The organism is bacterium (assembly GCA_028820935.1).
In the GTDB taxonomy this organism is placed as follows: Bacteria; Actinomycetota; Acidimicrobiia; order Spongiisociales; family Spongiisociaceae; genus Spongiisocius.
In genome coordinates this window covers 138713-151977 of the sequence record JAPPHZ010000045.1, presented here as the reverse complement: position 1 = coordinate 151977, position 13265 = coordinate 138713, and the positions used below count along the sequence as shown (strand labels likewise).

Here is a 13265-nt window from a genome sequence, read left to right as displayed (position 1 = left end):
GAGTCGGGGCAGGAGATACCAAGGGAGGACCATGCGACGCTTCGTCATCGAACGGGACATTCCTGACATCGGTTCGGCCGAGCGCGAGCAGTTGCGCGCCGCAGCCGAGCAGTCCAACTCGGTTCTACGAGCGATGCAGTCCGAGGGCAAGCCCATCCAGTGGGAGCACAGCTACGTAGCCGGCGAGAAGACCTTCTGCATCTACGTCTGCGATAGCCCGGAGTTGATCGACGAGCACGCCGAACGCAGCGGGTTTCCAGCCACGGTCGTCACCGAGGTCGGCAAGATCATCGACCCGACGACAGAGAAGAGTTAGTCGTACCACCGACTAGGGCGCGACGCGGATCGCCCGGCTCAGGGAGACGAGATCCGGTCGTATGTCTCCGGGCGGCGGTCCCGGTAGAAGGCCCAGTGATGGCGCACCTCCTCGATCAGGTCGAGGTCTAGGTCGCGGACGACCACGTCATCGGCGGTGTCGGAGCCGGTGCCGCCGATGATCTCGCCACGAGGCGATGCGAAGTAGGAGCTTCCGTAGTAGTCGGTGTCCTCCAAGTCCTCGCTCCCGACCCGGTTGATGGCGCCGACGAAGTACTCGTTGGCCACGGCTGCCGCCGGCTGTTCCAGTTCCCACAGGTACTTGGAGTGCCCTCGGGTGGTGGCGGAGGGGTTGAAGACGATCTTGGCGCCGGCCAGCCCCAGTTCTCGCCATCCCTCCGGGAAGTGGCGGTCGTAGCAGATGTACACCCCGACCCTGCCCACTGCGGTGTCGAACACCGGGAAGCCGAGGTTGCCGGGACGGAAGTAGAACTTCTCCCAGAACCCCGCCACCTGCGGGATGTGGGTCTTGCGGTACTTGCCCAGGAAGGTGCCGTCGGAGTCGATGACGGCGGCGGTGTTGTAGTAGTGGCCGGTGTCCTCCACCTCGAATATGGGTACGACCAGCACCATCCCGGTCTCCCTGGCGAGATCGATCATCTTGGTCAGGGTGGGTCCGTCCGGGATCGGTTCCGCGGTGTCGAAGTGCTCGTTGCGCTGCTCGGTGCAGAAGTAGGGACCGCTGAAGATCTCCTGGAAGCAGAGGATCCGGGCGCCCTGGGCGGCGGCCTGGCGGGCGTACTCGATGTTCTTGGCGACCATCGACTCCTTGTCGCCGGTCCACTCGCTCTGAACGAGAGCAGCCCTCACTACGTTCGGCATTGCTTGGCCTCCCTTGCCACCCCGGGCACCCCCCGAAGGGGGAGTCTCACCCATTTTACAAACTGTAAAGTAGGACGGCCAAAACAGAGGAGCACGGATGCCAAGACGGATCACGGTCGGAGCAGGCCAGATGGGCGCGATAGCCCGCGACGAGTCGAAGGACGAGGTTGTCGATCGCCTGATGGCGCTCCTCCATGAAGCCGGTGAACAGGGGGTGGACCTGCTGGTCTATCCGGAGCTGGCCATGACCACCTTCTTCCCCAGGTGGTTCGTGGAGGATCCCGCCGAGTTCGACCACTACTACCACCGCGAGATGCCCGACCGGCACACCAAGCCGCTGTTCGACGAGGCCCGGCGCCTCGGCATCGGCTTCGCCCTCGGCTACGCCGAACTCCATACCGACGAGGATGGCGTCGAGCATCGTTACAACACCTACATCCTGGTGGAGCGGGACGGCTCGGTGGTGTCCAAGTTCCGCAAGATCCACATTCCGGGCCATGCCGACTACGAGCCTTCGCGCCCGTTCCAGCACGCCGAGCGCCACTACTTCGAGCCCGGCCCGCACGGTTTCGGCGCGTGGCAGGCCTTCGAAGGCGTGGTGGGGATGGCCATCTGCAACGATCGCCGCTGGCCGGAGACCTACCGCGTGCTGGGTTTGCAGGGGGCGGAGCTGATCCTCATCGGGTACAACACGCCCCTGTACTACTCGCCCGACCCCACCCAGAACGCCCTGTCGGGGTTCCACAACCACCTGGTCATGCAGGCCGGCGCCTACCAGAACGGAGCGTACGTGGTCGGCGTGGCCAAGGGGGGCTTCGAGGAGGGCGTGGAGAGCCTGTCCCAGAGCGTGATCATCGCCCCGTCGGGCCAGATCATCGCCCAGGCCATCACCCTGGAGGACGAGTTGATCACGGCCACCATCGATCTCGACTTCTGCGAGACCTACAAGGGCACCCTGTTCAACTTCGACTACTACCGGATGCCGGAGCACTACGGCCTGGTGACCGAGCGGCGAGGCGCGGTGGCGCCCCCCGCCAGCGACTGATGGAGCACCTCCGCGGGGGCTCGATCGACCAAGCCCGCGCACCCCGGATTGCACAACTGCCGAGCGGCTCGCCTCATCCAACCCGTCGCCCGAGAACGCGAAAACCGCTCCGGCCGCGCCGCCAGCCCTACCGGGCTGCCCACCCCCGCCACCACCGATCCAGGCCCGGGCGCGCCGACGGGTGTGCTGAATGGAACCCTTTTCGAGAGTCGGAGAGAGTCCGCTGCCCCCACGGAGACCCGTTCTTGCTAATCCGCATGGAGCGTTCACCCGTCCGGCGCGATCCGGATGATCACCAGGTCCGGACCCGGTGATGTTTGTTGATGGGTGTTGCAATATGCCGATAACCGGCAGCGGAGTCAACCCCTTTTTTTTCGCGTTTTCCACCCGGCAGTCTCCGTACGCCCCCACCGGCACAGGAGCCGTGTGAAGTGTTCCTGACCGGTCTGCGATGCACCGTCTGCTCCGAGGCGTACCGGCCGGCGCCGGGTAGGTACGTATGCGACCGTTGCGGGGAGGTGGGCACGCTCGACGCCCGGTACGACTATGCAGCCATCGGCAAGGTGCTCAGTCCCGACAGCCTGGCCGCCGACCCGGAGCGATCCATGTGGCGTTACCGTCCGCTGCTTCCGGTCGGGTCCGGCGTGGCCGTCTCGGCCCTGGGAGTGGGGGGGACGCCCCTCATCGAGGTGGAGCGTCTGGCCGGGCGCTGGGGGGTGGAGCGGCTGTGGGTCAAGGACGAGGGCCGCCAACCCACCGGCTCCCTCAAGGACCGGGCCTCGGCGGTGGCGCTGGCGAGGGCGGCCGAGGAGGGCGCCGAGACGGTCACCACCGCCTCGACCGGGAACGCGGCAGCCGCCCTGGCGGGCCTGGCGGCCGGGACCGGCCAGACCGCGGTCATCTTCGTCCCGGAGACGGCGCCCGAGGCCAAGGTCGCCCAACTGCTGGCCTACGGGGCCTTCGTGATGCTGGTGGAAGGCACCTACGACGACGCCGTCCGGCTGTGCCAGGAGGCGGTCGACCGCTTCGGCTGGTACAACCGCAACACCGGGATCAATCCCTACGTGGGGGAGGGCAAGAAGACGGTGGTCCTCGAGATCGTCGAGCAGCTGGGCTGGGAGGCGCCCGATGCGATCTTCGTGAGCGTTGGGGACGGGTCGATCATCGGAGGGGTGCACAAGGGCCTCCGGGATGCGCTGGAGTTGGGGTGGATCGACCGCATGCCCCGCATCTACGGGGTCCAGGCAGCCGGCAGTTCCTACATGGTCGACGCATGGCTGAACGGAGACGACCTGACCACGAAGCCGCCGGTGGGCGCCAGCACCGCCGCCGATTCGATCAGCGCCGACCTGCCCCGCGATCGGGTCAAGGCGATGGCTGCTGTGGTCGACACGGGCGGCGGCTGGGTGGCGGTCGATGACGATGCCATCCTGGAGATGATCCCGACGGTGTCGGCCGATTCGGGCATCTTCCCGGAGCCGGCCGCCGCCGCCGCCTTCGCCGGGCTTGCCGAAATGGTGGCGGGACGGCAGGAAAGCGTCCCGCCGGTGGGAATCTCCGACCGCGTGGTGGTCATCTCGACCGGGTCGGGGTTGAAGGACATCCGGGGAGTCATGCGCGGGATCGACCGCACCGGCGCCGTCCCGCTACCGGTACGGCCGGGACCGGACGGGCTCGACCCCGACGAGATAGCCGTCAGAATGGAACAGTGGTTGGAAAGGCTCAAGGGGGTGACGGGGGACCCACTCCACGCGTAGGGCGTCCGGTGATCCAACAATCAACTGTCGAACGTTGGGCGAGCGCCCGGCATGAACTAGGTAGTCCTCTTACTCTGCCTGCTCCGCATGGGTCTGGGCACGTGAGGGTTGATTTCGGCCGGTGTCATTGTTACAACGGCCTCATGATCCACAGCTGCCGCGCCGGTAGGTCGCACGCGAGAACCAAGGGGCGAGCTTCCGAGCGGCACGCGATGACTGTTACCCTCCGGTGAAGAGGCATAACTTGGTGCGACGCCTCCGGATCATCGCCAAGTCGGCCGACCTGGAGTTCGAATTCGTCCGGGAGGGTCGTAGCCACCAGATATGGGCGATCGGGAGCGAACGTGTGCAAATCCCCCGCCACCGGGAGATAAACGAACATACAGCAGGGCAATCCTCAAAGAAGCCAGGGAGGCCGTCCGATGACATCCCTCAGTGCCACCGATACTTACCAGGCTGAAGCCTTCCATACCGCCGATGGTTGGTGGGCGATTCGGGTGGTGGGCCTGAAGTTCGGGTATACGCAGGCCGCGCATCGCGATGAAGTAGAGGAAATGGCCCGCGATCTGATCGCCTGCTCACTGGACGTCGATGAGGCCGAGGTGGGAAAGGTTGCGGTCAGCGAGAGGGTATGGTCATAATCCGTTCCGCTTCCTAGGTCCTGTGATGATTGGAGGATCGAGCGCGATCCGACTCGGACCAGGGATAGAGGACCGTCCGTTTGGGAGCAGGCTGGTTCCATCCGACCATCGCTGCCTGGCATACAGGGATATCGCGCCATGATCGATCTGACAGTTGACGAGGCCACCCTCGAGGCGGTGGCCGTCCACACCCGGGACCGCGGCGTGCGCGTTCCCACCCTCGCGCAGATGCGGGATCCGGGTCTGATCCCCTCCGACGTCCGTGAGGGGCTCGAGGACATCGGGCTGTGGGACCTCCACCCGCTCAACCTGTACCGGATCACCTGGCACAACCAACCCGTCTCCCGAGGGGGAGGCTTCGGCGGCGTGAACTACGTGGAGTGGCCCTCCGAGCTGACCGGAGTGGACGCCCGGATCATCTCCCTGATCGGTAAGTGGTTCCCCACGGGTGCGCACAAGGTGGGAGCGGCCTTCGGCTGCCTGGTTCCCCGCCTGGTCACCGGACAGTTCGATCCCGGGTCCCAGAAGGCGGTCTGGCCCTCCACCGGGAACTACTGCCGGGGAGGCGCCTACGACTCCAACCTCCTGGGATGCGAGTCGATCGCCATCCTCCCGGAGGGCATGAGCCGCGAGCGCTTCGAGTGGCTCCAGACGGTGGCGGGGGAGATCATCAAGACCCCCGGTTCCGAGTCGAACGTCAAGGAGATCTTCGACAAGTGCAACGAGTTGGCCGCCTCCGGCGAGGACCTGGTGATCTTCAACCAGTTCGACGAGTTCGGCAACTACCTGTGGCACGTATCGGTGACCGGTCCCGCCGTGGAGGAGGTGCTGGCCGAGGTGATGGGGGAGGGGGACCGGTACAGGGGCTTCGCGGTGACCACCGGATCGGCGGGGACCATCGCCGCCGGCGACTACCTCAAGCAACGCTTCCCCGGCTCGGTGATCGCCGGCGGGGAGGCCATCCAGTGCCCGACCATGCTGCTCAACGGCTTCGGGGAGCACCGGATCGAGGGCATCGGTGACAAGCACATCCCCTGGGTCCACAACGTCAAGAACACCGACCTCGCCATCGGGCTGGATGACGAGGCGGCCGTTTCGCTGACCCGCCTGTTCAACGAGGCGGCCGGACAGGAGTACCTGGTTTCCCGGGGTGTCGATCCCGACGTCATCGAAGGCCTCCCGCTGCTCGGCATCTCCGGCGCCGCCAACCTGCTGTCCGCCATCAAGCTCGCCAAGTACTACGAGATGACCGGCCGGGACATAGTGGTGACCATCGCCACCGACTCGATGGACATGTACCGGAGCCGGCTCCACGAGTTGAGCGAGGACCGGGGCACCTTCACCACCCACGATGCCGTGGCCGCGTACCACCGCCACATCTTGGGGACGTCCACCGAGCACGTCCACGAGCTCGGCTACTACGACCGCAAGCGCATCCACAACCTCAAGTACTACACGTGGGTGGAGCAGCAGGGAAAGACCTACGAGGAGATCCAGGCCCAGTGGTACGACGACGACTACTGGACCGGCATCCAGGCCCTCGCCGACCCGATCGATCGGCTCATCGCGGAGTTCAACTCGCTCACCGGCCTGGGCTGATGACGGGCGGCAGGTTCGAGCTGATCGGTTGGTGCCTGTTCACCGTATCCGGTGTGATGTTCCTCATCGCCGCTCTCCGGGCTGGCGACGCGCTCCTGCTGTGGGGCTCGATCACCTGGCTGGCCGGGGTGGGATTCTTCCTCGCCGGCATTACGGGCCGCAAATGACCGAGCGGTGTCGGCGAGGCTAAGAGCCGACATGGTTGACTCATCCAATACACACCACTAGCTTACCGACATCAGGATCTGTACAATGAGACAGCGGCATCTCATTGTTTGTATCAGAGACCATTGGAGGACAGGATGCGGAGTTTCACCATGTCCACCACACAACGCAATCAGGTGACGATACCCGGCGAGGTACGCCATCATCTCGGCATCGAGCCGAGGGACAAGGTCTCGTTCACCATTGAGGACAACGGTGCCGTCCGGCTGCGCAAGGCGCCGTTCACGCTGGAGACGGCATACGGATCGGTCAAGGCCCTGGATGACCATGGGGATCTCGAGGACATCATCCGGATGGCCAAGGAGGAGAAGGCAGCCGACCTGGTCGACGAGATGAACGAGTTGTGAGGTACCTGGACACCAACGTCATCATCCGGTATCTGACCAGGGACGACGAGAAGAAGGCGGCCGCCTGCTACCGGCTGTTCGAACGGGTGAGCAAGGGACGCGAGGAACTGACTACCTCTGCGGCCACCATTGCCGAGGCCACCTACGTGCTGTCCTCCCAGCGTGGCCCGTACCGGCTGCCGCCGGACGAGATCGCGGCGAGGCTCCATCCCATCGTGTCCCTACGAGGCCTGGTGATGCCTGACAAGCGGGTTTGTATCCGAGCTCTGGACCTGTACGCCCAGTACCCGTTCCTCGACTTCGCAGATGCTCTGGGGGTGGCCCAAACGGAGGCCAGGGGGATCACCGAGATTCTCAGCTACGACAGGGACTTCGACCGGCTCCCCGAAGTAGCGAGAGTCGAGCCTTAGGGGAAGTGAGATCGGTACGCAAGCCGGCGGAGCTCTCGTGCGTTCTTGTGGGGGTGGGAAGCCGCGTAGCCGGTCAACCCGTGCCGGTGCCGGCGTCGGATCGTGCCGGCGACGGGTGGTAGAGGCGGATCAGACCGAGAACGTCCTTGTGGCGTTCCTCCGCTCTTCGGTCGATGCGGGTGAGCCTCGCATCAAGCACCCGGAAGACACCGGCCACCAGCCCGGTTACGGGGACCAGGATTGCCAGCACGGTTCCCCACTCAACCACCACCGGCTCTCCTTCCCTTAACTGCTTAGCCAGAATAGCTGCATCTGTTGGTAAAGCTATTGAGTATATTATAGCGTTTGAGAGAATATAGTATAGTCCAATGACTGGTTGGGCTTGAGATCGGCTTCGTGTCCTAGCGGCCCGGTACGCCTCTACCTATGCGGGTGAGCCCTGCCCAATCTTGGCCCTCAGGCGCCGAGGGCCTTGATGCACCGTACCCATCCGGTGATCAAGACCCCCTACGAGGAGCCAGGAAGCGCCGGGGCCGGCTCCTCACCCGGAAGGGTCACCTGCGAGGAACTCCCGGGACTGCACTGAGGTACTTTACGCTCTGTGGGGCGCGACCACCGGGATCCAACACCTCGAGAGGTACCGGCTCCGTGTAACACGTGACGGCTCCAACCCCGATTCCCACACCTCGGGTTGTGGTGCTGAAGTAGTCGAAGAAGTCCTGTCGGTCTATTCCAGCTACGCCGGCGAACCGGGCCCACAGCTCCTCCGGAGTCCCGACAACCTGATTCTCAACATCGAACTCACCCTGAACAGCCTTGACAGGGGCTGTCACATACACGTACGCCTTCTGTATGTCGTTCGCAAGACGACGCTTACGGAATTCCACCTTCTTGGAACCATCCAGGATCGCATGCGCGAAACGTGGTTTGATCGACATCAGTACACAGCGCCCAGCTTGTTCCTTATCCACGCTAGAGCTCCTTGGTCGATGACCTTTGGACTGTCTGTGGTGGACCCTTCAATACGTTGTTGTCGATCAAGGTAGGAAACGACCATGGCTCGGATAACCGTATCTGTGGGTTAACGCATCGGACAGGCGGTCCGCGAGGTCGTGCTTGTCGATGCCGCGTAGTTGGTCGGCGAGTTCCGGTCGTGAGTTCGGGAAGACTCCTGCGCTGCTGAGCGCCGCCCGGGCGAGGCAGGTGAGCATCGAGACACGAACCTCCGCGGCCGCATCGTGGTCGCCGATCTCCAGCAGGTCGTCATAGATGCGGCGGGCCTTGTCGGCACGTTCCCGCGCCTCCTCAGCGGGCGGCAACGGTAGGCGGTGTAGCCAATCCGCCGTCAGCCGTGTCCACCATCCGTCGCGTTCGAAGAGGACACGGCCGCATCGAACTGTCCACAACAGGTAGTCGTGGCCCCTCTCCAGCCCTCGTAGGAGTTGCGCCTCTTCGTAGAACCGCACGTCAACATCTATCGAGGGATCCGGCAGCTCGGGGCGCCCGGTCCGGTGGACAATCAGCAAATCGAGATCGTCGCTCTGCTCCACCTCACGTACCGCCGAGCCGGAGGCCACGACCGCCTGAATGCGGGCATCTCGCGTCGAGTGCCGGATCGCGTGGAGCGTCCAGGACTTGGCGGCTTCGCTCGGCCATGATCGAACAGAAGCGAGTAAGGCCTCGGGCAGGTGCCTCGGACGTGACAACGGCTCGGAAGTAAGTCGGTGTGTCGTCATCCGATAAGCCTACTTACGGACTCGACGTAGTCTTCGATCTGCCGAGCCGCGTTCTCCGGATCCAGTTCGTCGGGTCGGACTACGTCTCCGTATGCCTCGTGCTTCCGCACATCGTTGAGCAGGACGAGCAACCCCGCAACGTCGGGAAGGCCGTGTTCCGTGCTCAGACGAATGGCTGCCTTCTCCTTGCTCCGGTGTGTCTTGGGTCGCGGCCAACCGACATGTAGGACTGCCGCGACGATGCAGGCCTCCAGGCAATACAAGCCGTAGCACGTATGTGCTACGATCTCATGCATGAGCACTACGACGGTTCGGCTCAATGCCGACGACAGGGAGATCCTCGACGGTTTGGCGCCGCTGTTCGGTGGCAGATCCAACGCCATCCGCCAAGCGCTCCGGTCGCTGGCGGCCGACCGGAAGCGACACCTCGCCCTCGAGTCCTTCCTCGACGCCTGGAACGCCGAAGCCGGTCCGGTGGACGAGGAAGCGGTAGCAGCAATGGCGCGGCGCTACGGGCTGTGATCCTCGACGCCGGGGTGTTGATCTCGGTCGACCGCGGCGATGAATCCGCCCGTGCCTTTCTCACCGCTGCCGCTCGCTCGGGTACTCGGCTGCATACGAGCCATCCGGTAGTAGCCCAGGTGTGGCGGGACGGCTCCCGGCAGGCCCGCCTGGCCGCGTTTGTCAAGACGGTCACGGTGCATTCGCTCGATGACGGTCCGTCGGTCGGTCGGCTTCTGGCCGTCTCCCGCTCCGCGGATGTCGTCGACGGCCATCTCGTCCTCCTCGCCCTCCGGCTCGGTGATGACATCATGACCGGCGATCCGGACGATCTCACCGAACTGGCCGCCGCGCTCGGTCCCGCCGGCCCGAGGGTCCACCGCTGGCCGTAGAGGTGGGTAGCAGCGCGACGTGGGCGTTGCTGCCCCTGGTTCTTCGTCCCGGCGTGGAATCGTGGAGCGGAGGGGGCCAAGGCGCAGGGTGGAGCCGCCATCTGCCCTACGGAGCGGACGGGCGTCTCGGTTCACTTAATAGTCAGAAAAATATGACTATAATGACCTTATGGCCGATCCGCGACCTCTCTCATCGGAACGCTCGGTGCCCGCAGGGGAATTCAAGGCGCATTGTCTGCGTCTCATGGATGACGTGCAGGAGACGGGAACAGCGATCGTCGTGACAAAGCACCGGCGGCCTGTCGTGAGGGTCAGTCCGTTCCGCGAGGATCGTCCCCGGTTGGTCGGATCATGCCTGGGTCAACTGCGGATCATCGCCGACATCGACGACTACCCGGCGATTCCCCCCGACGATTGGGACATGATCCACGATCTGGACGGATCCGGGACCGGCGATCCGGTCTGACAGCGGGACATCCCGGTGAACCTGCTGCTGGACACCAATGTCCTGCTCCGGCTCGCGATTGCCAGTGACGAGATCAGCGAGTCGTTTATGCAGGTGGTCGAGTCCGGTCTCGAGAGCGGCGGCACTGCGGTCTCTGCGATCACGTTCGTGGAGACCACGCGACTGCACCATCATGGGCGGATCGATCTCGGGTGCCATCCCGGCGTCTGGCGTCGCGAGAGGCTTCGGTCAGGACTGCGCGAGATCCCGATCGGCGGCGAGATAGCAGTCGAGTCGGTGTTGCTGATGAACACCGGATTCCACAACGACCCTGCAGATCAGCTGATCGTGGCCACGGCCATGCTCACAGGGTTGCGTCTCGCCACGACGGACCGGAAGATCATCGACTGGGCCCACCAGACCCGGCTCGTTCCGCTGCTCGACCCGAGAGTCGTTGCCGACGTGTGATGCGACGCGGCCTTACCTGGACTCGGCCCCGGCGGTGTGGCGGCGGTGGCTTCCGCGGTGTCCTGCCTTGAGGACGCATTGGGCCTTGGCGCGGGGCATCCACTCGGAGCAGGCCGGTGTGACTGCCAACTGTGACAGGGGGATGGTGAGGGCGGGGTTGTAGCCGGTGACGGCGAACGCCTGCGCTCGCTCCAGGGCCTCGCGGTCTCGGATCATGACCTCCAGGTCGCGCTCTTCGATGGCGCGGTATCTGATGGCGGCGTCCGCAAACGAGACGCGTCCTCGTCCGGTCTCGAGGATCGCTCCCTGGTCGAGCAGGCGCTTCTTGTAAGTAGATGTGTTGGGCGCCGCCGTTCCGAGGCGGAGTCCGATATCTCTGAGTCGCGACGGACCGTCGTCTTCGAGCATCGCGAACAGGAAGAGCTTGTCGGTGGGGGACAGGCGGCTCCAGATCGGCCCGGTCACATGGTGCGCTACGTCTTCGTCCATCAGCGTGACGGCCCGGGCCACGTGGTCATCGGTTATCTCGGCGGGCGGGGGGCCGGCGAGCTCCCAGATGTGGTAGCCGATCGACTGGATGGCGTAACCCGTACCGCGGGTAGCGGCGCCTGCCCTGCGGAGCAGTTGGAGGTCGATGGCGCCGCCGTGGGCCGCAATCGGCCCTTCGATCGCCCCCATGGCGTCGTGGATGGTGATGTTGCCGACGCGTTCCCGGTTGCACCGGTGGAAGAACGTGAATCCCTCGTTCGCCAGGAGTGTGTAGTCGATATGGGGCAGGCCGATGCCGATGAAGGCGAGTGGCTTGCGATCGATCTTGGTGATCTGCTGGAGCGCACCGGCGATCCGGCTGGCCTCCGGTGCGGTCAGGTTGTGGAATTCGTCTATGACGAGCAGGACGCCGACGCCTCCGCTCTCGACGGTGGCGGTGACGAGCGTGTCGAGTTGTTTCCGGTAGGTGGGCCGGCGGGAGTGCGTGTTTTCCCAGGTGGCTCCGCCACCGACCATCGGTAACGACGCTCCGGTCAGCCTCCGTCTCCGCGGAGGGTCGATGTCGTCAAGGTGCTCGTATACCTGCTCCGTTATGGCGGCGACGGCGCCCTCCTCGGGCTGTGGCGCAAGGGGCGCGTCAATCCTGATTACTCGCCAGCCCGCGGCGGAGGCTTCGTGGGCGATCGCCGAGGCCATGGTGGTCTTTCCGACCCCGCGCAGTCCGAGCATCAGCGTGGTGAACTCCTTCCGGGCGGGTCCGGCGGCGAGCACTCGGGCCATCCGCCCGATGGCCTCGTCGCGTCCCGCCAGCACGGGTGGCATCCGGCCGAAGTCGGGGGTGAACGGATTCTGCGGATCTATCTCGGGTGCCATTCGCTAGCTATCCTATTGCTATGGTACCGCAGTGAGTTATATGATTATAACTTCTCGCGTTCTAGGCGCTCTCGGCGCGTTGTCCGGCTGCCGGAACTACCACGGCAGCCATCCGCGGTCCGCAGAGTGCTGAGGAGTAGTCCATGGTGACGGTAGATGTTCACGAAGCGGAGACCCATCTTCCCCGTCTGCTGGAGCGGGTCGAGGCAGGCGAGGAGGTCATCATCGCCCGCGACGGAAGGCCGGTTGCTCGCCTCATCCCCTACGCCCTGTCGGGCAGACAGCAATTCGGGTCGTGGAAGGACCGGATCGCGGTGGACGACAGTTTCTTCGACCCGCTCCCGGACGAGGAGTTGGCCGCCTGGGAGGCGTAGCGCGTGCGGGTGCCGCTGGATCCGCACCCGCTTACCCGGTGGATCACAGGAGACATCCGATCACCAGTGGCTGTTTGGCGCTCGTGTCGATCGAGTCGATCTTCGACGGATACGGGGTCCGGCGGCTCTGCTAGTCCCGGGTCTGTGTTGCCGACCGTCGGAACCTGACCGATCAGCAGGTCATGGTCAGGCGGCCGTCAGGGTTGCCGGATGGACTCCAGGTAGGCGAAGAAAGATCTGCTACCAGCGTCCGGCGGCGCCCGGCTTGCAGCGTGGCCTGGTGCACTACCTGTCGTGTGGAGCTGGCCGTAACGCAGGAGCCGTTCATGGATAGTCCTTCACTCTCCGGTGGTTCACGGGAGACTTGGACGGCTTGATTATGTAGTTTCAATCATTCTGTGACGTAAGTCGTGCTGATGTCTTCACTCATGATCCACACGTTGAGCTACGGGTCGAGAGGCCACGATCACATAGCGCCCGAACTCTCTCTCTCTCTCTCTCTCTCCCCCGCCCTGTAGGAGCCGGCCAAGCAAATCCGGGCTCCGACACGTCTGGCCGGCCTACCGGCAACCCTTCCTCACGCAAAACACCGTCGACGCTCTGTAGTCGTGGGCATCACCGCAGTCTGTTCGACACGTCGGCTGCGCTACCGGCCTGACCGACCGGTCACCCCGGTTCGGACGGCCGGCTCCCGGCTTGCCCCCACCGACACCTCCGATGCCCCGAATAAAGGGTCAGGGGGTTTCGGAAGGAGCACGAGATGTCC

At 64.6% G+C, this 13265-nt stretch carries 18 protein-coding genes; 13 read left to right on the top strand and 5 right to left on the bottom strand.

What is annotated here, in order from left to right; translation table 11 throughout:
• Window positions 1–31: 31 nt before the first annotated feature.
• Window positions 32–316, top strand: a complete 285-nt coding sequence (locus OXM57_13755) for a DUF4242 domain-containing protein (protein ID MDE0353743.1) — start codon at window positions 32–34, stop codon at window positions 314–316.
• A 38-nt stretch (window positions 317–354) separates the two neighbouring features.
• Here the strand turns inward: OXM57_13755 and OXM57_13750 are convergent, their stop codons facing one another.
• On the bottom strand, window positions 355–1197 hold the full coding sequence (locus tag OXM57_13750) for an acyltransferase (GenBank protein MDE0353742.1): 843 nt from the start codon (window positions 1195–1197) through the stop codon (window positions 355–357).
• A 97-nt stretch (window positions 1198–1294) separates the two neighbouring features.
• On the opposite strand from OXM57_13750, the gene OXM57_13745 reads away from it, so the two are divergent.
• The 7 genes from OXM57_13745 to OXM57_13715 all read left to right on the top strand — a co-directional run bounded on the left by OXM57_13745 (window position 1295) and on the right by OXM57_13715 (window position 7221).
• Complete coding sequence (locus OXM57_13745; GenBank protein ID MDE0353741.1) at window positions 1295–2242, top strand: N-carbamoyl-D-amino-acid hydrolase; 948 nt, start codon at window positions 1295–1297, stop codon at window positions 2240–2242.
• 431 nt (window positions 2243–2673) lie between these two features.
• On the top strand, window positions 2674–3999 hold the full coding sequence (gene thrC / locus OXM57_13740) for a threonine synthase (GenBank protein MDE0353740.1): 1326 nt from the start codon (window positions 2674–2676) through the stop codon (window positions 3997–3999).
• Window positions 4000–4421: 422 nt separating this feature from the next.
• Window positions 4422–4640, top strand: coding sequence for a hypothetical protein (locus OXM57_13735; protein ID MDE0353739.1), 219 nt, complete (start codon window positions 4422–4424; stop codon window positions 4638–4640).
• A 138-nt stretch (window positions 4641–4778) separates the two neighbouring features.
• Window positions 4779–6239, top strand: coding sequence for a pyridoxal-phosphate dependent enzyme (locus OXM57_13730; GenBank protein MDE0353738.1), 1461 nt, complete (start codon window positions 4779–4781; stop codon window positions 6237–6239).
• Window positions 6239–6406 (top strand): hypothetical protein, encoded by a 168-nt coding sequence (locus OXM57_13725; protein ID MDE0353737.1) that lies wholly within the window; start codon window positions 6239–6241, stop codon window positions 6404–6406. The genes OXM57_13730 and OXM57_13725 overlap by 1 nt, the downstream gene beginning before the upstream one ends.
• 150 nt (window positions 6407–6556) lie before the next feature.
• The gene (locus OXM57_13720; protein MDE0353736.1) at window positions 6557–6811 is read left to right on the top strand and encodes a type II toxin-antitoxin system PrlF family antitoxin; all 255 of its coding nucleotides are present in this window, start codon (window positions 6557–6559) and stop codon (window positions 6809–6811) included.
• The gene (locus OXM57_13715; GenBank protein ID MDE0353735.1) at window positions 6808–7221 is read left to right on the top strand and encodes a PIN domain-containing protein; all 414 of its coding nucleotides are present in this window, start codon (window positions 6808–6810) and stop codon (window positions 7219–7221) included. The genes OXM57_13720 and OXM57_13715 overlap by 4 nt, the downstream gene beginning before the upstream one ends.
• Window positions 7222–7294: 73 nt before the next feature.
• On the opposite strand, the gene OXM57_13710 is transcribed toward OXM57_13715, so the two are convergent.
• From OXM57_13710 to OXM57_13700, 3 genes are all read right to left on the bottom strand, one after another.
• A complete protein-coding gene (locus OXM57_13710; GenBank protein MDE0353734.1) occupies window positions 7295–7489 on the bottom strand; it encodes a hypothetical protein in 195 nt (64 codons plus the stop codon).
• Window positions 7490–7775: 286 nt separating this feature from the next.
• Entirely contained in the window at window positions 7776–8192 is a 417-nt protein-coding gene (locus OXM57_13705; protein MDE0353733.1) for an ASCH domain protein, read from the bottom strand.
• 66 nt (window positions 8193–8258) lie between these two features.
• On the bottom strand, window positions 8259–8957 hold the full coding sequence (locus OXM57_13700) for a hypothetical protein (GenBank protein MDE0353732.1): 699 nt from the start codon (window positions 8955–8957) through the stop codon (window positions 8259–8261).
• 294 nt (window positions 8958–9251) lie between these two features.
• Here OXM57_13700 and OXM57_13695 point away from each other — a divergent pair, with 294 nt between their 5' ends.
• The 4 genes from OXM57_13695 to OXM57_13680 all read left to right on the top strand — a co-directional run bounded on the left by OXM57_13695 (window position 9252) and on the right by OXM57_13680 (window position 10763).
• Window positions 9252–9479, top strand: coding sequence for a hypothetical protein (locus OXM57_13695; protein ID MDE0353731.1), 228 nt, complete (start codon window positions 9252–9254; stop codon window positions 9477–9479).
• Window positions 9476–9850: a PIN domain nuclease gene (locus OXM57_13690; protein ID MDE0353730.1), complete on the top strand. Its 375-nt coding sequence runs from the start codon at window positions 9476–9478 to the stop codon at window positions 9848–9850. The genes OXM57_13695 and OXM57_13690 overlap by 4 nt, the downstream gene beginning before the upstream one ends.
• Before the next feature lie 169 nt (window positions 9851–10019).
• Window positions 10020–10316: a type II toxin-antitoxin system Phd/YefM family antitoxin gene (locus OXM57_13685; GenBank protein ID MDE0353729.1), complete on the top strand. Its 297-nt coding sequence runs from the start codon at window positions 10020–10022 to the stop codon at window positions 10314–10316.
• Between the two features lie 15 nt (window positions 10317–10331).
• On the top strand, window positions 10332–10763 hold the full coding sequence (locus tag OXM57_13680; protein MDE0353728.1) for a type II toxin-antitoxin system VapC family toxin: 432 nt from the start codon (window positions 10332–10334) through the stop codon (window positions 10761–10763).
• A gap of 12 nt (window positions 10764–10775) precedes the next feature.
• Here OXM57_13680 and OXM57_13675 read toward each other — a convergent pair whose 3' ends face one another.
• On the bottom strand, window positions 10776–12125 hold the full coding sequence (locus OXM57_13675) for an AAA family ATPase (GenBank protein ID MDE0353727.1): 1350 nt from the start codon (window positions 12123–12125) through the stop codon (window positions 10776–10778).
• Between the two features lie 143 nt (window positions 12126–12268).
• Here OXM57_13675 and OXM57_13670 point away from each other — a divergent pair, with 143 nt between their 5' ends.
• Window positions 12269–12499 carry a type II toxin-antitoxin system prevent-host-death family antitoxin gene (locus OXM57_13670; protein ID MDE0353726.1) on the top strand — a complete coding sequence of 77 codons (231 nt, stop codon included), beginning with the start codon at window positions 12269–12271 and terminating at the stop codon, window positions 12497–12499.
• Window positions 12500–13265: the final 766 nt, after the last annotated feature.

What these genes read in the sequence shown, in the direction of transcription:
- OXM57_13735 (MDE0353739.1), top strand. Translation starts at nt 4,422, where the DNA reads ATGACATCCCTCAGTGCCACCGATACTTACCAGGCTGAAGCCTTCCAT.
- OXM57_13695 (MDE0353731.1), top strand. Translation starts at nt 9,252, where the DNA reads ATGAGCACTACGACGGTTCGGCTCAATGCCGACGACAGGGAGATCCTC.
- OXM57_13700 (MDE0353732.1), bottom strand. Translation starts at nt 8,957, where the DNA reads ATGACGACACACCGACTTACTTCCGAGCCGTTGTCACGTCCGAGGCAC.
- OXM57_13720 (MDE0353736.1), top strand. Translation starts at nt 6,557, where the DNA reads ATGTCCACCACACAACGCAATCAGGTGACGATACCCGGCGAGGTACGC.
- OXM57_13725 (MDE0353737.1), top strand. Translation starts at nt 6,239, where the DNA reads ATGACGGGCGGCAGGTTCGAGCTGATCGGTTGGTGCCTGTTCACCGTA.
- OXM57_13730 (MDE0353738.1), top strand. Translation starts at nt 4,779, where the DNA reads ATGATCGATCTGACAGTTGACGAGGCCACCCTCGAGGCGGTGGCCGTC.
- OXM57_13745 (MDE0353741.1), top strand. Translation starts at nt 1,295, where the DNA reads ATGCCAAGACGGATCACGGTCGGAGCAGGCCAGATGGGCGCGATAGCC.
- OXM57_13670 (MDE0353726.1), top strand. Translation starts at nt 12,269, where the DNA reads ATGGTGACGGTAGATGTTCACGAAGCGGAGACCCATCTTCCCCGTCTG.
- OXM57_13755 (MDE0353743.1), top strand. Translation starts at nt 32, where the DNA reads ATGCGACGCTTCGTCATCGAACGGGACATTCCTGACATCGGTTCGGCC.
- OXM57_13675 (MDE0353727.1), bottom strand. Translation starts at nt 12,125, where the DNA reads ATGGCACCCGAGATAGATCCGCAGAATCCGTTCACCCCCGACTTCGGC.
- OXM57_13685 (MDE0353729.1), top strand. Translation starts at nt 10,020, where the DNA reads ATGGCCGATCCGCGACCTCTCTCATCGGAACGCTCGGTGCCCGCAGGG.
- OXM57_13750 (MDE0353742.1), bottom strand. Translation starts at nt 1,197, where the DNA reads ATGCCGAACGTAGTGAGGGCTGCTCTCGTTCAGAGCGAGTGGACCGGC.